General features: G+C 62.6%; 19 protein-coding genes. 6 read left to right on the forward strand and 13 right to left on the reverse strand.

Annotated features, from left to right (window positions below; genetic code table 11):
* Positions 1-38: 38 nt before the first annotated feature.
* From Q7V31_RS14190 to Q7V31_RS14200, 3 genes are read right to left on the reverse strand one after another with little or no spacing between them, the layout of a single operon-like run.
* On the reverse strand, positions 39-458 hold the full coding sequence (locus tag Q7V31_RS14190) for an HIT family protein (protein WP_304735239.1): 420 nt from the start codon (positions 456-458) through the stop codon (positions 39-41).
* Positions 459-460: 2 nt separating this feature from the next.
* The gene (locus Q7V31_RS14195; RefSeq protein WP_304735240.1) at positions 461-1,660 is read right to left on the reverse strand and encodes a GNAT family N-acetyltransferase; all 1,200 of its coding nucleotides are present in this window, start codon (positions 1,658-1,660) and stop codon (positions 461-463) included.
* A 27-nt stretch (positions 1,661-1,687) separates the two neighbouring features.
* The gene (locus Q7V31_RS14200) at positions 1,688-2,155 is read right to left on the reverse strand and encodes a RidA family protein (RefSeq protein ID WP_304735241.1); all 468 of its coding nucleotides are present in this window, start codon (positions 2,153-2,155) and stop codon (positions 1,688-1,690) included.
* A gap of 106 nt (positions 2,156-2,261) precedes the next feature.
* Here Q7V31_RS14200 and Q7V31_RS14205 point away from each other — a divergent pair, with 106 nt between their 5' ends.
* Entirely contained in the window at positions 2,262-3,302 is a 1,041-nt protein-coding gene (locus Q7V31_RS14205; RefSeq protein ID WP_304735242.1) for an agmatine/peptidylarginine deiminase, read from the forward strand.
* Between the two features lie 5 nt (positions 3,303-3,307).
* Here Q7V31_RS14205 and Q7V31_RS14210 read toward each other — a convergent pair whose 3' ends face one another.
* The 3 genes from Q7V31_RS14210 to Q7V31_RS14220 all read right to left on the reverse strand — a co-directional run bounded on the left by Q7V31_RS14210 (position 3,308) and on the right by Q7V31_RS14220 (position 6,061).
* The gene (locus Q7V31_RS14210; RefSeq protein ID WP_304735243.1) at positions 3,308-4,027 is read right to left on the reverse strand and encodes a GGDEF domain-containing protein; all 720 of its coding nucleotides are present in this window, start codon (positions 4,025-4,027) and stop codon (positions 3,308-3,310) included.
* Between the two features lie 178 nt (positions 4,028-4,205).
* Positions 4,206-5,099 carry a formylglycine-generating enzyme family protein gene (locus Q7V31_RS14215; RefSeq protein WP_304735244.1) on the reverse strand — a complete coding sequence of 298 codons (894 nt, stop codon included), beginning with the start codon at positions 5,097-5,099 and terminating at the stop codon, positions 4,206-4,208.
* Positions 5,096-6,061, reverse strand: a complete 966-nt coding sequence (locus Q7V31_RS14220; RefSeq protein WP_304735246.1) for a D-glycerate dehydrogenase — start codon at positions 6,059-6,061, stop codon at positions 5,096-5,098. Before Q7V31_RS14220 ends, Q7V31_RS14215 begins: the two co-directional genes overlap by 4 nt.
* A 95-nt stretch (positions 6,062-6,156) precedes the next feature.
* Between Q7V31_RS14220 and Q7V31_RS14225 the strand changes: the two genes are divergently transcribed.
* The gene (locus Q7V31_RS14225) at positions 6,157-6,984 is read left to right on the forward strand and encodes a cell envelope integrity EipB family protein (protein ID WP_304735247.1); all 828 of its coding nucleotides are present in this window, start codon (positions 6,157-6,159) and stop codon (positions 6,982-6,984) included.
* Positions 6,985-7,089: 105 nt separating this feature from the next.
* Here the strand turns inward: Q7V31_RS14225 and Q7V31_RS14230 are convergent, their stop codons facing one another.
* Positions 7,090-8,358: a DNA polymerase IV gene (locus Q7V31_RS14230; protein ID WP_304735248.1), complete on the reverse strand. Its 1,269-nt coding sequence runs from the start codon at positions 8,356-8,358 to the stop codon at positions 7,090-7,092.
* A 128-nt stretch (positions 8,359-8,486) separates the two neighbouring features.
* Here Q7V31_RS14230 and Q7V31_RS14235 point away from each other — a divergent pair, with 128 nt between their 5' ends.
* Complete coding sequence (locus tag Q7V31_RS14235; RefSeq protein ID WP_304735250.1) at positions 8,487-9,383, forward strand: hypothetical protein; 897 nt, start codon at positions 8,487-8,489, stop codon at positions 9,381-9,383.
* A gap of 83 nt (positions 9,384-9,466) precedes the next feature.
* Here the strand turns inward: Q7V31_RS14235 and Q7V31_RS14240 are convergent, their stop codons facing one another.
* Both Q7V31_RS14240 and Q7V31_RS14245 read right to left on the reverse strand, forming a co-directional pair.
* Entirely contained in the window at positions 9,467-10,486 is a 1,020-nt protein-coding gene (locus Q7V31_RS14240; protein WP_304735251.1) for an SIR2 family protein, read from the reverse strand.
* 11 nt (positions 10,487-10,497) lie between these two features.
* Positions 10,498-11,430 (reverse strand): ROK family protein, encoded by a 933-nt coding sequence (locus tag Q7V31_RS14245; protein WP_304735252.1) that lies wholly within the window; start codon positions 11,428-11,430, stop codon positions 10,498-10,500.
* Positions 11,431-11,536: 106 nt separating this feature from the next.
* Here Q7V31_RS14245 and Q7V31_RS14250 point away from each other — a divergent pair, with 106 nt between their 5' ends.
* On the forward strand, positions 11,537-12,733 hold the full coding sequence (locus Q7V31_RS14250) for a CapA family protein (RefSeq protein WP_304735253.1): 1,197 nt from the start codon (positions 11,537-11,539) through the stop codon (positions 12,731-12,733).
* Between the two features lie 258 nt (positions 12,734-12,991).
* On the opposite strand, the gene Q7V31_RS14255 is transcribed toward Q7V31_RS14250, so the two are convergent.
* Both Q7V31_RS14255 and Q7V31_RS14260 read right to left on the reverse strand, forming a co-directional pair.
* Entirely contained in the window at positions 12,992-13,696 is a 705-nt protein-coding gene (locus Q7V31_RS14255) for a hypothetical protein (protein ID WP_304735254.1), read from the reverse strand.
* A complete protein-coding gene (locus tag Q7V31_RS14260; RefSeq protein WP_304735255.1) occupies positions 13,693-13,971 on the reverse strand; it encodes a DUF3572 domain-containing protein in 279 nt (92 codons plus the stop codon). Before Q7V31_RS14260 ends, Q7V31_RS14255 begins: the two co-directional genes overlap by 4 nt.
* Before the next feature lie 221 nt (positions 13,972-14,192).
* Here Q7V31_RS14260 and Q7V31_RS14265 point away from each other — a divergent pair, with 221 nt between their 5' ends.
* Both Q7V31_RS14265 and Q7V31_RS14270 read left to right on the forward strand, forming a co-directional pair.
* Positions 14,193-14,558, forward strand: a complete 366-nt coding sequence (locus Q7V31_RS14265; protein WP_304735257.1) for a response regulator — start codon at positions 14,193-14,195, stop codon at positions 14,556-14,558.
* 30 nt (positions 14,559-14,588) lie between these two features.
* Complete coding sequence (locus Q7V31_RS14270) at positions 14,589-15,962, forward strand: PleD family two-component system response regulator (RefSeq protein ID WP_304735259.1); 1,374 nt, start codon at positions 14,589-14,591, stop codon at positions 15,960-15,962.
* A 433-nt stretch (positions 15,963-16,395) separates the two neighbouring features.
* Here Q7V31_RS14270 and rpmG read toward each other — a convergent pair whose 3' ends face one another.
* Positions 16,396-16,563, reverse strand: a complete 168-nt coding sequence (gene rpmG / locus Q7V31_RS14275; protein ID WP_012111739.1) for a 50S ribosomal protein L33 — start codon at positions 16,561-16,563, stop codon at positions 16,396-16,398.
* A gap of 108 nt (positions 16,564-16,671) precedes the next feature.
* Positions 16,672-17,877: an MFS transporter gene (locus tag Q7V31_RS14280; RefSeq protein WP_304735262.1), complete on the reverse strand. Its 1,206-nt coding sequence runs from the start codon at positions 17,875-17,877 to the stop codon at positions 16,672-16,674.
* Positions 17,878-17,898: the final 21 nt, after the last annotated feature.

Raw genomic sequence — 17,898 nt, forward strand, 5'->3', positions numbered from 1 at the left:
TGTTCCCCCTCCCATGTGGCGACAGACGCGCCTGGCGTTCAGTTCATCGCCGCCTTGATGCGTTCGGCATGTTTCTTAAGTTCATCGAAGTCGGCCATCTGACGCGCATGCAGCTTGAGATCGATACCTTGCGAGCGCGGGATGATATGGGTGTGAATGTGAAAGACGGTCTGGCCGGCTGGCGCGCCGTTGAGCTGCGCAACCAGTATGCCCGGAGCGGCGAAAGCCTTCTTCACCGCTGCGGCGATCTTCTTGACGGTTTTGGCCATGGCGCCGGCATATTCGGGATCGAGGTCGAGCAGGTCTTCGGCCGGGTATTTGGGGATCACCAGCGTATGTCCCTCGGCTTGCGGCATGACGTCCATGAAGGCGAGCGTCATCTCGTCTTCATAGACTTTGAAGCACGGCGCTTCGCCCCGGAGAATTTTTGCAAAGATATTGTTTGGATCGTAGGCCACGGTCAGAAATCATCCTCTTGATGTTCGTTGTTGGCACTATCGTGCCGGAACGGGGCGTATTCGCCAAGGGCGGCGATGTCCCGATCGACATATTGGCGCTCGCGGCACAGATATTCGGCCACGGCTTCGCGGAACGACGGGTTGGCAATCCAGTGTGCCGAATGGGTTCGCGCCGGCAGGTAGCCGCGGGCCAGCTTGTGTTCACCCTGCGCGCCGGCCTCGACTCGCGCCAGACCCCTGACAATGGCGAATTCGATCGCCTGATAGTAACAGCACTCGAAATGCAGGAAGGGGTGGTGCTCGATGGCACCCCAGTTGCGGCCATAGAGGGCATCGCCGCCGATGAAGTTCAGCGCGCCGGCGATGAGACGCCCATTGCGGCGGGCCATCACCAGAAGCGTCTCCCGCGACATCCGCTCGCCGATCAGACTGAAGAATTCGCGACTGAGATATGGAGACCCCCATTTGCGCGCTCCTGTGTCCATGTAGAACGCAAAAAACGCGTCCCAATGATCCTCGGTGATGTCGGCGCCGGTAACCCACTCGACGGCGACGCCGTTTTCCCGCGCTCGCTCGCGCTCCTTGCGGATCATTTTGCGTTTGCGCGAAGAGAGATCGGCCAGGAAGTCGTCGAACGAGCCATAGCCGCGATTGTGCCAATGGAACTGCTGGTCGGTGCGCTGCAGAAAGCCGAGCCGGCCGAGCCGGTCCCATTGCCGCTGTGCGAGGAAGGTGATGTGGAGCGACGAGACGGAGAGGCGTGTCGCGAGTTCAATTGCGCCGGCTGCGAGTGCGTCTTCCACCGCTTCGCAGCCGAGCCCCGGCGGCACCAGCAGGCGCGGGCCCGTTGCGGGCGTGAACGGAATCGAGGCTTGCAGTTTGGGGTAGTAGCGGCCGCCGGCATTTTCAAGCGCGTTGGCCCAACCGTGATCGAAGACGTATTCGCCGCGGCTGTGACTTTTCAGGTAGAGCGGCATGGCGCCGGCCAGCCGGCCTCGATCGTCTTCCAGCAGCAGGTGTTGCGGCAGCCAACCGGTGCGGCGTGTCGCCGATCCGCTTTCCTCAAGCGCCGAGAGGAAGGCGTGCGACACGAATGGATTGGCCGGTTCGCCCGGCGGGTTGGCGCAGGCATCCCATGCGACTGCATCGACGCCAGTGAGGCTGTCGGCGACGCGGATGATGGCCTGCTCGCTATCTCCCATGCGGTAATTCTAGAGAAGGGTTCCGCTTCACGCGATCTCGAAAATGGCCTCAATTTCGACTGTGATCTGGAAGGGGAGGCTCGGCGCGGCGACTGCCGAGCGGGCATGGCGTCCGGCGTCGCCGAATATCTCGACAAGGAGGTCGGACGCCCCGTTGATGACGGCCGGTTGCTGGTCAAATTCGGGTGTTGCGTTGACGAAGCCGAGAATTTTTACGGCGCGCTTCACGCGATCGAGATCGCCGCCGCAAGCGGCCTTCAATTGTGCCAGCACATTGAGCATGGTCAGCCGGGCGGCCGCCTTGCCGGCATCAATGTCGTGATCCTTGCCGAGCTTGCCCTGATAGGCGATGCCTGAGCCGCCCATCGGTCCCTGACCGGAAATGAAGACCAGATTGCCGGTGACAACATAGGGCACGTAGGTGCCCGCGGGCCCGGCCGGCGCCGGCAACTCAATTCCCAATTCCTTCAGGCGTCCGTCGATTTTTCCAGTCATTCGCATTCTCCCGTCTGTGCCCGTGCTTGCCGCGCGTATTCCAGAAGCTATACCTAACCGTTCGGACGAACCGGCGAAAGCCCGACGGGCATGGGAGAGGCCGCAAATGAGCGAAACGCGCAGGCCGATGGACGATGGGCTATTCATGCCGGCCGAATGGGAGCCGCATGAGCGCTGCTGGATGCAGTGGCCGAGTCGCGGCGAGGTGTGGGGCGAACGTCTGCCACAGGCCTATGCCGCCTATGCCCAGGTAGCGCGGACGATAGCGGGCTTTGAGCCGGTGTCGATGATCTGCCGTCCGGAGGATGAAGCCCAGGCACGGCTTGCCTGCGGCCGTGACGTCGAGATCGTTCCGCTGCCCATCGACGATAGCTGGGCACGGGATTCCGGTCCGATTTTCGTTGCCGATGGCAAGGGCTGTGTCGCCGGCACACATTGGCGCTTCAACGCCTGGGGCAACGCCTATCAGAACTACGATCACGACGCGGCGGTCGGCGGCCTCGTTCTAGAGCGGCTCGGTATGCGTGTCTACAAGGGCGGCATGGTGCTGGAGGGCGGTTCGATATGCGCGGATGGATACGGAACGCTTCTGACGACCGAGGAATGCCTGTTCAACGACAATCGCAATCCGGAGCTGACACGTCAGCAGATCGAGGAAAATCTTGCATTGAACCTTGGCGTGTCGCGGATCATCTGGCTCGATCGAGGGCTTCAGGATGATGAGACGAGCGGTCATGTCGACATGATCGCCTGTTTTGCTGGCGCGGGCCGTGTGTTGCTGCATATGCCGGAGGATCGCAACGATCCAAACCATGCCCGTATGCAGGACAATCGCGCGCGGATCGAAACGGCGCGCGATGCGCGCGGGAAAAAGCTCGAGATCATCGAAATTCCACAACCCCGGCGCAATCTGCTGCGGCCCGACGGACGTCGGCTCTGCACATCCTATGTCAATGCCTATATCGCAAATGGCGGCGTCGTCATGCCGACCTATGACGATCCGAACGACGGCAAGGCAGCCGAGATCATGGCGGCGGCTTTTCCGGGGCGTCAGGTGATGCAGGTGCCGGCGCTTGAAATTGCGCAAGGCGGCGGTTCGATCCACTGCATCACGCAACAGCAGCCGAAGGGAACTTCGATAAAATAGGCGGGTTATCCGTGCGTGGTCAGGCGCGCGGCGCGTCCACCATTCTTCTTGTCCGCATACATGGCGCGGTCGGCGCGGTCGAGCAGCTCCTTCGGCGAGGTTTCGCCCGTATATGAGGCAAAGCCGAGGCTGGCGCTGACCGAGATCGTGTGCGACTTGCAGGCGATTTCGAGCTGTGCGGTGCCGCGCAGCATTTCGCGGGCACGCTCGCGCGCACGCTTGTGGTCGGCGCGCACGAAGAGAATGGCGAATTCGTCGCCGCCAAGGCGTGCGGCGTAATCTGTGGCACGGATGCTCTTGCTGAGAAAAGCGCCGACCGTTCGCAAGACTTCGTCGCCCGCCACGTGTCCACAACGATCATTGATGGTCTTGAATCCGTCGAGGTCGATATAGGCGAGCAGCCCGGCTTCCTCGTAACGTGCGGCGCTCAGCAGGTTGCGGCGCAAAACTTCGTCGAAGCCACGCCGGTTGAGCAGGCCGGTCAACTCGTCAGTCTGCGTCAGCGCTTCCAGCCGGCGTACACGTTCGTTCAGTTCGGCAATGCGTATTTCGGCCTCGTCGGCGAACGCGAGCGCCCTGTCGACCAGGTCGCGGCTTGCCGGTCCGCGCGAGACGGCGCCGATGCTTCGGCGGAACCGCTCCGTTGGCGGATCGACTTGCAGCACCCCTTCGCCCAGCGAAGACGGCCGCGTTCCAGTACCTGCCATGCGTTTCACGTAGCCCATCGTTCCCCTCGCAATTTTCTTGCGATCCCCTTCAAGGCCTGCTCATCCCGCTATGGGAAATGCAAGGGCTTTGCCAAAGGAAAACCCTTTTAAAATCAATGCATTGGGGGCGTGGAGCCATGTTGGCGCCCGGCAAAATATTCCCGTGTGACTCAGCTTTGCCGGGTCAACCGGGCCGTTATTCGAGGTCGCGAACGAGGCGGAATCCGGCAATCGAAAGCCGCTCGTCCGGGAGGCGGTTCTCTCTGGCGCCAATCCGCACGGGCCCTGGTGTGTCCGTCCAAGAGCCTCCGCGGAGGATGCGGATGCCGCAATTTTCGGCCACGTTCGGGCTGCCGTCGCGCGGTCCGAGTCTGTAGTCGCCCAACCAGCAGTCGGCGAGCCAGACCCATGCGTTTCCGACCATGTCGTAAAGGCCGAATGGATTGGGAAGGAAACTGCCTACCGGACTTGTGTACATGAAGCCGTCGTCGCAGGGCTCGGCGACCTTTGCCGCCTTGTTCTTGGCGGTCAGGTCGTTGACGCTGGCGTAGTCGCAGGTGAGACTGTCGTCGTCGCCCCAGAAATTCATGCCTGTCGTGCCGCCGCGCGCTGCATATTCCCATTCGGCCTCGCTCGGCAGGCGATAGTTTTTTCCGGTTCGTTCTGTCATCCACGCTGCATATGCGTTTGCGTCGTGCCATGAGACGCAGACGACGGGATGCGACGGATCTTGCGGGAAGCCGGGGGCGCGCCAGCTCGCGGTTTCGTCGACGCGCCAGCCGTCGTCGGTGAAGGCGAAGCAGCCTTGCTCCGGTTCGTGGTTTGTAGCGTCGGCGAAGGCTGCAAATTCCGCCACCGTGACGGCGAGGGTTGCCATCGCGAAGGGCTTTGAAATGGTAACTTCGTGGCGTGGGTATTCGCTGATGTCGGCGGCCGGGTCGTCTTCGTCGGCACCCCGCATGAACGACCCCGTCGGCAGGACGATGAGCGTGGGGCAATCGTCGCAGTCGCGCATCGTCTTGAAGGAATCGGGCGCATCGCCGCACGCGGAGAGCCCGATCAATGCGCCTGCCAGCAAAACACGAATCATGGCGCCACCCGATCGCGCGGCGGGCGTCCGGCGAAGAAATCGTCGAGATTGTCGAGCGCGCGGAAACCCATTGCGTTGCGCGTTTCGAGCGTCGCGCTTCCCAGATGCGGCAGCAGAAAGGCGTTCGACAATCCGAGATAACCCGGATGCAGGTTCGGTTCGTTGTTGAAAACATCGAGTCCGGCAGCGCCGATGCGGCCGGAGGAAAGCGCGGCAATCAACGCGTCGTCGTCGACAATGTCGCCGCGTGCCGTGTTGACGACGATGGCGCCGGATGGCAGCAGCGCCAGGGTTTCGGCGTTGACGATGCGGCGCGTTTCGGGTGTCGACGCGCAATGGATCGACAATATGTCCGAGGCGCGGAACAGCGATGCGGCGTCCGCGTGGAAGACCGCGCCTTCTTCGGCATCGGGCCGCAAGCGGTTGCGATTGTGATAGTGGATCGTCATGTTGAAGGCGCGCGCGCGGCGGGCGACGGCCTGACCGATACGCCCAAGTCCCAGAATGCCGAGACGCTTGCCCGAGATTTCGCGGCCGAGCATGCCGGTTGGCGCCCAGTTCTTCCAGCGTCCCTCGCGAATGGTTGCGGCGCCGGCCGTTGCACCGCGTGCGGCGCCGAGCATCAGCAGCATTGCTATTTCGGCCGTTGCGTCGGTCAGCACGTCGGGTGTGTTGGTGACAGTGACGTCGCGGCCCGTGGCCGCGGCGACATCGATATGGTCGTAGCCGACCGAAAACGTAGCAATAACGCGGATTTCTGCCGGAAGGGCGGCGATCAGCTTGGCGTCGATCCTGTCCGTTACAGTGACGAGGAGGCCGTCCTTGTCCGCTGCGCGGGCGAGCAGCTCGTCGCGTGCATAAAGACGATCATCCGTGTTCAGGTCGGCTTCGTAGTCGCGCATGGCGCGCGCTTCGACCTCTGTCGGGAGCTTGCGGGTCAGGAGAATGCGGGGACGGGACATTGAGGGCCCTTGGCGTTCGATTGATTATCCGGTTTAGCCGATGGTGTAGGATTACAAAAGGCCGGACACGATGACGGGAAGGAAAGCCGGAAGCCATGCGAACGACAAGCTCGAGTTTTGTTGCCGTCCTGCTGTGGACCGTCGCAATGCATTCAACTGCCGCAGCGGTCGAAGCCGAATTGCAGATGCATCGCGCCGTGTACGAACTGTCGCTGGGGCGATCGCAGGCGGTCAGCGATGTTGCCGGTATTGAAGGGCGGATGGTCGTGGAATGGCGCGGCGGACGCGAATGCGGCGGCTATACGTCGATGCAGCGGGTCGTGACGCAGGTGACGGGGGACGAGGACAGGGCGGTCAGCAACGATGTCCGGCTGAGCACCTGGGAGGCGGCGGATGGCGGCGAATTCCGGTTCACGCGGACGGAATATGTAAACGGCCAACTTGTTGAAACTGAAAGCGGAATCGCCCGCCGCGCGGCGCCGAAGGGCGCGGTGACGGTCGAGCGCGAGGGTCTGCCTCCGATCGAAATACCAGGCGAGGTGCTGTTTCCGGTTGCCTATAATCTGCAGTTGATGGCAGCGGCGAAGGCCGGCCGGCAGCTCTTCAGCGCCCCGATTTTCGATGGCACCGAGGAGGGCGAGAATCCGACAAATGCCTTTATCGGCAAGACCTTAGCGATACCGGACGACGCTCTTTCGGCGGCTGTGAGCGGCAGCGTAGCGCCGCTGCTGTCCGAAATGACGGCGCGGCCGGTCAGGCTGAGCTATTTCGACCGCGACGCGCGCGAGGGCCTGCCCAATTTCGAAATGGGCTATGTCCTTCTATCCAATGGCGTTTCGGCGTCGCTGGTGCTCGACTATGACGATGTGGTGATGAACGGACGGCTGAGCGAGGTTCACTATTTCGCAGCAGGCAGTTGCTGAAGACCCCCCCTCTGTCACAAATCTGTCAAAAAACTGTCACAAATCGACTTATCCCCGGCCGGTGCCACGACTTGTCCCCGGGGCGAAGTCCGACTTATCCCCGGGTCAGCGCGGCAGGCCACGACCCTTGCCGATCGACTTGTCTCCGAATCGCGCTCTCAGCCGGTCCATCGCGCGTTCGGCGGTGGCGCGCCGCGTCGCCGCCGGGTCGAGCATGTCGGGCGGGTCGGCGAGATCGGCGGGGCCGAGTTGCGAGATGCCGACGCCGAGCAGGCGGAAGGCGGTGCCGGTCGCTTCCTTCGCCAGCAGGGGGGCGGCGATGCGATAGACCACATCGGCCAGCTGCGTCGGATCGTGCAGGGTCTGGTTGCGGGTGCGGGTCTTGAAGTCGGCGGTCTTCAGCTTCAGCACCACGGTCGCGCCGGACAGGCCGGCCGCCTTGGCGCGGCGGGAGACCTTTTCGCAGAGCGGCCAGAGGATGCGGTCAAGCGCGGCAGCGTCCGAAATATCATCCGTGAACGTCGTTTCGGCCGAAATGCTTTTGGCGCCCTGGGACGGTTCGACGGTGCGGACATCGAGGCCGCGGGCGAGGCGCCAGAGTCGACTGCCCATCGAGCCGTAACGCGCCATCAACTCGTTTTCCTCCATGCGCTGGAGCTGCGAAATTCGGGTGATGCCGTCGCGGGCGAGCCTGGCCTCGAAGGCCTTGCCGACGCCCCAGATCAGCGAGACGGGTTTTGCGGCCAGGAAGGCGAGCGTTTCGGCGCGGCCGATGACCGAGAAGCCGCGCGGCTTGTCGAGGTCGGAGGCGATCTTGGCCAGAAACTTGTTGTGACTGAGGCCGACCGAGACGGTGATACCGATCTCCTTCTCGATGCGGTTGACGAGGCGGGCCATGCTGAGCGCCGGCGCGCCGTGATGCAGGCGCTCGGTGCCGGACAGGTCGAGAAAGGCCTCGTCGATCGACAGCGGCTCGACCAGCGGCGTCAATTCCTGCATCAACTGCCGAACCTCGCGGCCGACTTTCGCGTATTTGGCCATGTCGGGCGGCATGACGACGGCTTCGGGACAGGCCGCCATGGCCTTGAACATCGGCATGGCCGAGCGGACGCCGCGCACGCGGGCGATGTAGCAGCAGGTCGAGACGACGCCGCGCTTGCCGCCGCCGATGATCAGCGGCTTGTCGCGCAGGGCGGGGTCGTCGCGCTTTTCGACGGCGGCATAGAAGGCGTCGCAATCGAGATGGGCGATCGAAAGTTCGTGCAGCTCGGGATGGAATTTCAGGCGCGGCCGCTTGCAGGACGGACAACGCACCGCGCCTTCGGGGGCGGGCGAGAGGCAGTCGCGGCAGAAGCCTTGCGGGGCGGCGGTCATGGGTACGAGCCAGGTAGCGGAATTTTGCTGCAGTCTAGCATAGTGCGTGCCGCTTTTTGCTTGGTGGCTCCGAACGTCGCACCTACAGTTGGGAAGTTGTGAGCTGCCACGCCGGTTCGGGGGAATCGTTGAAAAAGCTGTCGTCTTTGGCGCTCTGCGCGACCGTTACTTTCATTGCCATGGCGCTGGCCGCCTGCGCCGCGAAAGCACCACCACCAGTGAAAACCGCGCTTGCGGCGGCGGAAGCTCCCGCTTCAACGCCTGAAGCTCTAACGGCATCCATTCGCGGCTCGCGGGAACGCAATGTGTTCGACAGCGAGGGCGTCTATGTGGCGGGGATTGACGGGAAGATGATCCGCCAGTCGGGGCGCACCTATGAAAACCCCATCGCCATTGCGCCAGGACCCCATTCCCTGCTGATCGGTTCCAGCAGGGCAGCCTATGGGACGCTGCACACGCGGCTTGAGGCGAAAGAAGGCGCAAGCTATGTGCTCCGCTGGGAAAGCGATGCGACCGGCATCCCGATCTATGGCGGCACGATGACTGTATGGATCGAGGACGAGGCGAGCGGTGAACTCGTCATGCCCAAGCGCAATATCTGGGGCGAGATTTCGAAGAATGCCACCTATGTAAGCCCGGATATTCCGGAGCAGGAGGCGGCGCTGATTTCAGGCGTGAAGCCTGAAGGCTTTCCTGGTGTCGATCACACCTACCTCGCGGCTGTGGACGGCGTCTATACGGCTGACAACAAGGCATCCAGAATGCCGATCAAGGTGAGGCCCGGAAAGCGAGCACTGCTTCTTGGCTATTACAGCGGCGGGATTGCGGAGTACCCAGTGCTGGTCGATCTGCAAGCAGGGCACAGCTATGTTATCGGCTTCGTTTCCGATTTGGGGGCAGTGCCGGGGCTGGCAAATGAACGTCTCTCGATATGGCTCGACGATCAGACAACGGGCGTGCGCGTGGTGCCGGCCCAACGCGTGATGGTGCAGCGTATTCGGCGTGGAGCGATCATTCTGCCGTAGGAGAGAGGAGCCCGGTATTGTTCGATCCTCCACAGCAGGAGGGCGGGAAGCGGCGTTCGCGGCAGAAGCCGTCGCTCATGTGCCTAGCGTCCAATTTTGTCGAGAAGGCGATCTCTCTTGATGTCAAAGAAAGTATCCATATCAAAGTAGTTGAAGATTTTCTTGACGGAAAAGCGTTGTTGTAGGCGCCTCTGAATATCGACAGCATCTGGATTTACAAGAACTATCGCTGGATCATTTTTCCGAATTGCGAGAACTGATCGAAGGACGGATGAGAAATACAAATCTGCTACTGGAAACGAGTATCCGATGAACACGAATGCCTTCGCAGATTGCATCTCGCGTTCCATTTGTTCCCAAATGGACTTAATTTCCTCAGAATGGTTCAGCGTTCCTAAGTGCTTGTTCCCATCATTCTCGGAACCGACGAACTTAAGGTGAGTTGGCGCAACAATAAGAGATTGGTCTGGGTTGTCCCTTACATCGATTTTGTTTTTGGTCAGCGTCCAATTGATGGAACCATGCGGCTTTAGGACCTTCAACCCATTGCTTGCTTTGTTGAGGCCAACATAGTGCCACGGCTTTTGCTTCGGCATTGAGCGTTCAAAAATTATGTCGTAATTGAAGGAGACCATGGCATCGCGAGATCTGATGTGATTCAGCAAAAGCTGACCGTATGAATGTCGGGTGCTTTTGTTGGCTCTATAGCGTCCAAATACGTTCCCAATTTCCGAAACTAGATCACCCCAAATTTGGGTTGTGTAAGTTCGAAGCTGTGCGCTGGTGCCCGGCGCTTGGATTCGCTCAGAGAGAAATGTGAATACTTCCTCTACGTCAATATCGGAAAGGGATTGCCGTCGCTGTTTGGTGCTATGCCTAGCGGGAACCTTGGCGTAGTTGAGAAAATACCGAAATAGGAATGCCTCGATGCGCTTGGACTTTTCTTTGTTCGTACAGAATCGCAGAAAAGTGGGCCAAAATTCTTTTTGGATTGGGATTGGTACTTTTCCGCCGCCTTGAACTGCAGCGGTCGCTCCGGCACCGTACGAAGCTCCAGCACCGATAAAATATACAATCTTTCGGCTTGGCTTTTGCTTTGCCATTCGTGCAACTCCTAAAGTTCTTTTGTTCCAATGTCTCGGTACAAGCGATCTTCCGGCCACAGCCATGCGGCGCCGCGGACGCCGCTGGCGTCGCCGTGCTGGTGGGGGCGCAAGCGGGTGGCGACGGTGTCGGAGAAGACGTAAGCGCCCCAGCGGGCAGGCACTTCGTCGTAGAGGGCTTCGATGTTGGACATGCCGCCGCCCAGGACGATCACTTCGGGGTCGAGAATGTTGATCGTGTGGGCCAGCGCGCGGGCGAGGCGGTCGGCGTAGCGGCGGAGCGCCAGGCGGGCGGGGCGGGCGCCCGTTTGCGCCGCGGCGACGATTTCTTCGGGCGTCAGCGCCTCGCCTTCTTCCTCCTTGTAGAGGCGGGCGAAAGCGGGCCCCGAAGCCCATGTTTCGATGCAGCCCTTCTTGCCGCAATAACAATCCGTACCCGGATATTCGTCCGGGTGCATCCAGGGCAGCGGATTGTGGCCCCATTCGCCGGCAATCGCGTTGGGGCCCGCCAGCAGCCTGCCGCCGATGACAATGCCGCCGCCGACGCCGGTGCCGAGAATGACGCCAAAGACCGAGGCGGCGCCGGCGCCCGCGCCGTCGGTTGCTTCGGAGAGCGCGAAACAATCGGCGTCGTTGGCGAGGCGGAGGGGGCGGGCCAGCGCCGTTTCGAGATCGCGCCCGAAGGGATGGCCGATCAGCCAGGTGCTGTTGGCGTTTTTGACGAGGCCTGTCGCCGGCGAGATCGTGCCCGGCATGCCGATGCCAACCGTGCCTTGTTGTCCGGTCTCGGCTTCGAGGGCGGCGACCAGATCGCGGATCGCGGCGACGGTGGCCGCGTAGTTGCCCTGTGGGGCGGCGATGCGGCGGCGCGTCAATTCGCGGCCTTCAGCGTCGAGGGCCAGGGCTTCGATTTTGGTGCCGCCGAGGTCGATGCCAATGCGCATGGGGAGATTTCACGATTCAGGTTGTGCGGGGTGTTTATATTACGATGAAGGAAGGCGTGGATGGCCCGAATAAATCGGGCCATGACGGCTTTGGGGGATCGGGTGCATGGCGTTTGTTGCTTGCTGGCTGCTTGCCTTTGTACTTCTCGCACTTCCCGCCCAGGCGGATGACCGCCTGACGGTGGTGCTGGTGGGGGATACCGGGCTTAACGCCGGCGGGGCGCCGGTCGATGCGCGGGGCGGCTGGAAGGGCGGGCGGCTGGTGACGACGGCGGAAGCGCTGGAGGAGATCGCGCCGTGGCTTCAGGGCGATGTCGTGTTCGCCAATCTCGAAAGCGTGGTGACCGACCGCAACGACATTCCGGCGCGCGAAAAGATGTTCGTATTCCGCATGCATCCCCAAGGCGTGCGGGGGCTGGCGGCGGCAGGGATCAATGTGTTCTCGCTCGCCAATAATCATGCGCTCGACTACGGGACGCGCGGGGCCGGCGAGACACTGGCCCATGTGGCGGCGGTGCCGGGACTGAAGGCATGGCCGGGGCTCGGGCGGACGCGCGAGGCGGCGATGCGGCCGCACGTCTTCGAGATGCGCGGGCTCAAGGTGGCGGTGTCGGCGGTCGGCAATGCCGGCGGCGGGTTGCCGGCGGGCGAAGGCCATGCGGGGATGCTGCAGGAGCGGACCGACTTTGCGGAGGTGGCGGCGCGGCTGAAGGACGAGGCGGCGGATCTGCGGATCCTGTCGGTGCATTACGGGCGCGAGTTCGCGCCGCTGACCGATGCCGTGGATATTGCGCGCTTCCGGGGCGCGGCAGCGGGGGCGGGGGCGACGATTGTCGCCGGGCATCATGCGCATGTGGCCAAGGGGGTCGAGATTTCAGGGGCCCATCTCGTCGCCTATGGGCTTGGGAATTTTTTGCATCTGGGGACGCAGAACATGGCGCGGTTCGATATCTGCCGCGATTTCGGGCTGCTGCTCAGGGTGGGGCTGGCGCGGGGCGCTGCGGGGCTCGCGGTCGAGACGGTGGAGGCGGTGCCGCTCAAGGGCATGCATTTGCGGGTGGAACCGATGGGCGGGGAGGCGGCGCGGCTGCGGCTTGAGGTGCTGAACTATCTCGGGGGCCGGCTCGATGGCGGCGAGGCGCGGGGCTTGCGGTTTCGTCCGCAGGCGGACGGGTCGGGGCTCTGGTGCGCGGCCGGGGCGAGCGATGCGCGCTGTGCGGGCTGGGAGGAGCCGGAGGAATCGGTGCGAGAGGCGGAGATTGTGGCGGCTTGCGGGAAGGATGTGAGAAGAGGGAATTTTTGAAGGGAAGGCAGGTCGCACGCGAAGGGAAGAAGGGGTTCACGCGGAGACGCGGAGTCGCGGAGAGGAGAAGGTTTCTGGCGCTTCCGCCTTCGCTCCTGGCGGAGCTTCGGCGGACAAGTCGCGCCGGAAACAAAAAACAATGTCATTGCGAGGAGCGAAGCGACGAAGCAATCCAGAAGCCGCAAACTCCGAGACTGCCGCTTCTGGATTGCTTCGCCTTCGGCTCGCAATGACGAATCTGTTTTTCCGTTGGAGATGTCAGAACCCGTCCGCCTTCAGCTTTTCCGAAATGAAATCTTCCGCGGCGCTCCATTCCGTTGTGTGGAAGTGGCTGTCGGGGGCCTGTCCCAGCAATTTGGCGAGGCGGGGGTCGGCGATGAAGTGGACGCGGTGGGAGGGGGCATGGGCCCTGGCGACCGATGAAATGTTGTGGGGGATGTCGTCGAGGAAGAAGACCGGGGCCTTGACGCGCTCGGCCATGCGGCGGACGGCGCCGCCTTTCAGGCCCTTGTTGGCGATGACCGGGTAGTCGATGCCTTGCGCGGCGAGGCTGGCGGCGCGGGTTTCGCGGGCTTCGAAGGGGACATTGGTCAGGACGACGATCTGGGTGCGTTCGGAGAGGCGGGAAAGCGCTTCGGCGGCGCCGGGGACGACCAGCAGCGAATGGGTCTGGGCGGCGAAGAAGCCGTCGAGGAGCGCCGGCATGGCGGCCGGCAGCACAGGCTCGCCGGTTTCGCGGCTCTTGATGTTGCCGGTCAGCGCGAAACTCTGCAGGTCGAGCCAGAGGCCCTGGGTTTCGAGATAGAGCTCGAGGCCGGCGACGAACTGGATCAGTACCTCGTCGGCGTCCGAGACGATGATCGGGCGGCCGGGGATCAGATCGAGGGCGTCGATCTGGGGGATCACCGCCTCGTCAATGGCCAGCGGGTCCGGTTTCGGCGGCTTCGGGCTTTCGGCATTCATGACCAGTGATGCTCCTCACCGCCCGGCAGCGCCCGGCGGGCGGCGGCCGGAAGCTCGGGCGCGAGGCCGGCTTCGGCACAAAAGGCCAGCAGGCGGGGTTCGTCGTTCAGCAGATATTCGAGGACGAAACCGAGGAATACCGGGTCGGCGGCGCGGGCGCGCAACTCGTCGGGCGCCAGGCCCGAACGGTCGAGGAAGTCGCCCAGCAGGTCCTCGTCGGCCGCGATGTGCCCCAAGGCGTGGATCGCCACGAATTCAGCCTCGTCTGCGGTCATTTTCCTCGTCATCCGATTTGCACACGCAACGTTAATCATAGGCACAGTTTAATTAGAAACCGAAGGAAAGCGGGCGCCGGAGACCCCTCGTTAAAGACTTAGTTAAGGATATTCGGGTCATATGATCCAAGCGGCGTCCCTGTCGGGCGTCCCGGTGACCGGGGATTCGGGTCGACTACGGGCTTGCCCGGTACAAGTGGAGTTCTGGAGCTATGGACGCAATGTCTAAGAAGGTCCTGATCGTCGAAGACAATGAGCTCAACATGAAGCTCTTCCACGATCTTTTGGACGCGCACGGCTATCAGACGCTGCAGACGCGGGACGGCATCGAGGCGCTTGAAATCGCGCGGACGAATCGCCCCGACCTTATCCTCATGGACATCCAGCTGCCGGAAGTGTCGGGGCTCGAAGTCACCAAGTGGATCAAGGAAGACGACAGCCTGCGCTCGATCCCGGTGATCGCCGTCACGGCCTTCGCCATGAAGGGCGACGAGGAGAAGATCCGCGAAGGCGGCTGCGAGGCCTATATCTCGAAGCCGATTTCGGTGACGCAGTTCCTGGAGACGGTTCAACGTTTCCTTCGCTAAAGACAATTTTCTCGGCAAGGACGGGATCCTGTGACTGCTCGCGTATTGATCGTTGATGACGTTCCCGCCAATCTGAAGCTGCTCGACGCCAAGCTCACAGCCGAATATTTCGATGTGTTCAAGGCGTCGTCCGGCCCGGAAGCGCTGGATGCCGCCCGCGAGCAGCAGCCGGACATCATCCTGCTCGATGTGATGATGCCGGGCATGGACGGTTTCGAGGTCTGCCGCCGCCTGAAGGCGATGCCGGAGACCGAACATATTCCCGTCGTCATGGTGACCGCACTCGACCAGCCGAAGGACCGCGTGCAGGGACTGGAAGCGGGCGCCGACGATTTCCTGACCAAGCCGCTCAACGATCTGGCGCTGTTTGCGCGGGTGAAGAGCCTTGTGCGCCTGAAAATGGTGACCGACGAATTGCGCATGCGCGAGGCGACCGGCCAGCGTATCGGCGCGCTCACCGTTGGCGGCGACAATTTCCTGATGAAGGAGCCGGGCCGCATTCTGGTCATCGACGACCGGCCGACCTCGCTGAAGCGCATCACCGAGACGCTTTCGAGCGAACACACGCTGACGGTGGCCGAAAGCCAGGACGAGCTTTTCGAGCTCGCCACCCAAGGCAATTTCGATCTGCTGATCGTCAGCCTGACATTGCAGGAATATGACGGGCTTCGGCTGTGTTCGCAGCTTCGCTCGCTTGAAGCGACGCGTCAGACCCCGATTCTCGCGATCGTCGAGGACGGCGATACGAGCCGGCTGGTCCGGGCGCTCGACATGGGCGTCAACGATTATCTGGTGCGGCCGATGGAGCGCAACGAGCTGGTCGCGCGGGCGCGCAGCCAGCTGCGCCGCAAGCGCTACCAGGATTATCTGCGCGACAAGTTCCAGCAGGGGCTCGAGCTGGCGATCACGGACGGGCTGACGGGGCTCTACAACCGGCGTTACATGGAAGGCCATCTTTCGACGCTGGTGGCCGACGGCGTCAAGACCGGCAAGTCCGTGGCGCTGCTGATTTTCGATATCGACTATTTCAAGCCTGTCAACGACACCTATGGCCATGCCGCGGGCGACGCCGTTCTCAAACAGTTTGCGACGCGGATCGCGCAGAATGTGCGCGGCATCGATCTGACCTGCCGCCTGGGCGGCGAGGAGTTCGTGGTCGTGATGCCCGATACCGACCTTGCCTATGCGATGATGGTGGCCGAGCGGTTGCGCCTGCGTGTGGCCTCCGAGCCTTTCGTGCTGAACGCGGAGACCGGGCAGACGCTCGAAATCACGGTCAGCATCGGCATAGCCATGACCGAGGGTTCCCATGATACGGCCTCGAAGCTGCTCGAGCGTGCCGATCAGGGGCTTTACCGGGCCAAGCGCGACGGCCGCAACCGCGTCGCCGCCGAAGCCGCCTGAAGTTTCCTTCTTCCTGTCGAGATCAGATGCAGTCTTCGTTTGTCTTCGCGCAACAAGACTGCCGGTTAACCTTGTATATTCATGGTTAACATGGCCGGTCCCAGAAATGCGGCCCGAATTCCTTTATTGGCACAACAGAGCGTGCTAGCTTTTCTATGGGCATTTCGGTTTCGCCGCCGATGCGCATCCGCTCTCGCTGGGGGGTGAGTCGGACGCGGTACAGGTGGCGATTTGTGTCCTCGTGGGGTGCTCAGGTCCGCCGCATCTCCTGGGTCCGCGAGGCACGGCCGGTCGGGGCGTGGTTCATGGAGTGGCCTCCTCTGATAAGCCGCGGTTACCCCGGCCGGCCACCTTTCTATTTCGATTGCAGCGACGAAAAAGCCGGTCCCTGGGGGACCGGCTTTTTTGCGTTCGGAGCGCCTGAAGACGGCTCTTACTTGATCTTGGTTTCCTTGAACTCGACATGCTTGCGCGCGATCGGGTCGTATTTCTTGATGACCATCTTTTCGGTCATGGTGCGGCTGTTCTTCTTCGTCACGTAGAAGTAGCCGGTGTCGGCCGTGCTTTCGAGCTTGATCTTGATGGAGGCGGGCTTCGCCATGACCGGAAATCCTTGCAATTACAGGGGCTTGAGGCATCAGCCCGGAAGGCCGCGCCGGAATCTCCGGCTGGCCGATTTGGGCGCAGACTACTCAGGCGCAGGCTGAAGTCAAGCCGGGCCGCCAATACGCGGGGCGGTGAAGAAGCGCCAGCCCGCGACCAGCAGATAGACGCCGCAGAAGCCGGCCATGACGACGATCAGGCCATGCGGGTCCCAGAGGTCCATGCCGATGCCGGCCATGGGCGGGCCGATCAGCGCGCCGGTCGAATACATCAGCACGAAGGCCGCATTGGCCGAGGCGAGGTCGGCGCCGCGGAAGCGCTGGCCAAGCAGGGTCAGGCCGACCGTGTAGAGGCCGACGACGACGCCGCCGAAGACGAAGAGCGTGGGCGCGAAGAGCCAGAGATTGTGGGCGACCAGTGGGATCGCCGAAGCACCGAGCAGGCCGACAAGAGCGCAGACCAGCAGCACCATGCGGCGGTCGGCGCGGTCGGCCCAGATGCCGATCGGGATCTGACAGAGAATGTTGCCGGCGGCGAAGATCGAGAGCACGAAGGCGGCGGTCTGTTCGGTCATGCCGGTGCGCACGCCATAGACCGGCAGCAGATTGAAGATGTTGGTTTCGGTGGCGCCGTAGACGAGGCCTGCCAGCGTGGCGGCCGGGGCGACGACCAGAAAGCTCGCGAAACTTTTGGTCGGGCGTTCGGTGACGCGGGGGGCGAGGCCGCGGCCGAAAAGGATCAGCGGTATGCCGGCGGCGAGGATCAGCACGCCGATGGTGGCGAAGGGCAAGAGGCCCTGCGTGCCGACCAGAAAGAGCAGCACCGGGCCGGAAGCGAAGCCGCAGGAGAGCACCGTGCCGTAAATGCCGATCAGACGGCCGCGGTTTTTTTCATCCGCCAGCGTGTTGATCCAGAATTCGCTGACGACGAAGAGGCCGGTCAGCGCCAGACCGTTGGCGAAGCGGATCGGGAACCAGATCCAGACATCGGGAAAGATGTAATAGGCCGGCATGGCGACGGCCGAGACCAGAATGCAGGTCATCAGGAAGGTGATTGCCGGAACCCGGCGCAGCAGCGCCGGGATGAAGGGCGTCAGCATGAATGTGGCGAGCGCCGGCATGGCCGTGTTGAGGCCAATGATCGAGGCGGGCACGCCCTGACGCTCCATCAGCAGCGCCAGCAGCGGGATCGAGACTCCAAGGCCCATGCCGACGACGCTGATGCAGGCGATGACCGCGACGAGGCTGCGGCGGCGCTCTGCGGGTGAGAGCGGCGCGTCGGCCAGCATGGTGAGGGTTTTCGGGTCTTGCATGGGTTCTTCTTTTTCGCGGTT

This window comes from Parvibaculum sp. (assembly GCF_030651915.1).
GTDB lineage: Bacteria > Pseudomonadota > Alphaproteobacteria > Parvibaculales > Parvibaculaceae > Parvibaculum.

What these genes read in the sequence shown, in the direction of transcription:
- Q7V31_RS14195 (WP_304735240.1), bottom strand. Translation starts at nt 1,660, where the DNA reads ATGGGAGATAGCGAGCAGGCCATCATCCGCGTCGCCGACAGCCTCACT.
- Q7V31_RS14200 (WP_304735241.1), bottom strand. Translation starts at nt 2,155, where the DNA reads ATGACTGGAAAAATCGACGGACGCCTGAAGGAATTGGGAATTGAGTTG.
- Q7V31_RS14205 (WP_304735242.1), top strand. Translation starts at nt 2,262, where the DNA reads ATGAGCGAAACGCGCAGGCCGATGGACGATGGGCTATTCATGCCGGCC.
- Q7V31_RS14210 (WP_304735243.1), bottom strand. Translation starts at nt 4,027, where the DNA reads ATGGGCTACGTGAAACGCATGGCAGGTACTGGAACGCGGCCGTCTTCG.
- Q7V31_RS14215 (WP_304735244.1), bottom strand. Translation starts at nt 5,099, where the DNA reads ATGATTCGTGTTTTGCTGGCAGGCGCATTGATCGGGCTCTCCGCGTGC.
- Q7V31_RS14220 (WP_304735246.1), bottom strand. Translation starts at nt 6,061, where the DNA reads ATGTCCCGTCCCCGCATTCTCCTGACCCGCAAGCTCCCGACAGAGGTC.
- Q7V31_RS14225 (WP_304735247.1), top strand. Translation starts at nt 6,157, where the DNA reads ATGCGAACGACAAGCTCGAGTTTTGTTGCCGTCCTGCTGTGGACCGTC.
- Q7V31_RS14230 (WP_304735248.1), bottom strand. Translation starts at nt 8,358, where the DNA reads ATGACCGCCGCCCCGCAAGGCTTCTGCCGCGACTGCCTCTCGCCCGCC.
- Q7V31_RS14240 (WP_304735251.1), bottom strand. Translation starts at nt 10,486, where the DNA reads ATGGCAAAGCAAAAGCCAAGCCGAAAGATTGTATATTTTATCGGTGCT.
- Q7V31_RS14245 (WP_304735252.1), bottom strand. Translation starts at nt 11,430, where the DNA reads ATGCGCATTGGCATCGACCTCGGCGGCACCAAAATCGAAGCCCTGGCC.
- Q7V31_RS14250 (WP_304735253.1), top strand. Translation starts at nt 11,537, where the DNA reads ATGGCGTTTGTTGCTTGCTGGCTGCTTGCCTTTGTACTTCTCGCACTT.
- Q7V31_RS14255 (WP_304735254.1), bottom strand. Translation starts at nt 13,696, where the DNA reads ATGAATGCCGAAAGCCCGAAGCCGCCGAAACCGGACCCGCTGGCCATT.
- Q7V31_RS14260 (WP_304735255.1), bottom strand. Translation starts at nt 13,971, where the DNA reads ATGACCGCAGACGAGGCTGAATTCGTGGCGATCCACGCCTTGGGGCAC.
- Q7V31_RS14265 (WP_304735257.1), top strand. Translation starts at nt 14,193, where the DNA reads ATGTCTAAGAAGGTCCTGATCGTCGAAGACAATGAGCTCAACATGAAG.
- rpmG (WP_012111739.1), bottom strand. Translation starts at nt 16,563, where the DNA reads ATGGCGAAGCCCGCCTCCATCAAGATCAAGCTCGAAAGCACGGCCGAC.
- Q7V31_RS14280 (WP_304735262.1), bottom strand. Translation starts at nt 17,877, where the DNA reads ATGCAAGACCCGAAAACCCTCACCATGCTGGCCGACGCGCCGCTCTCA.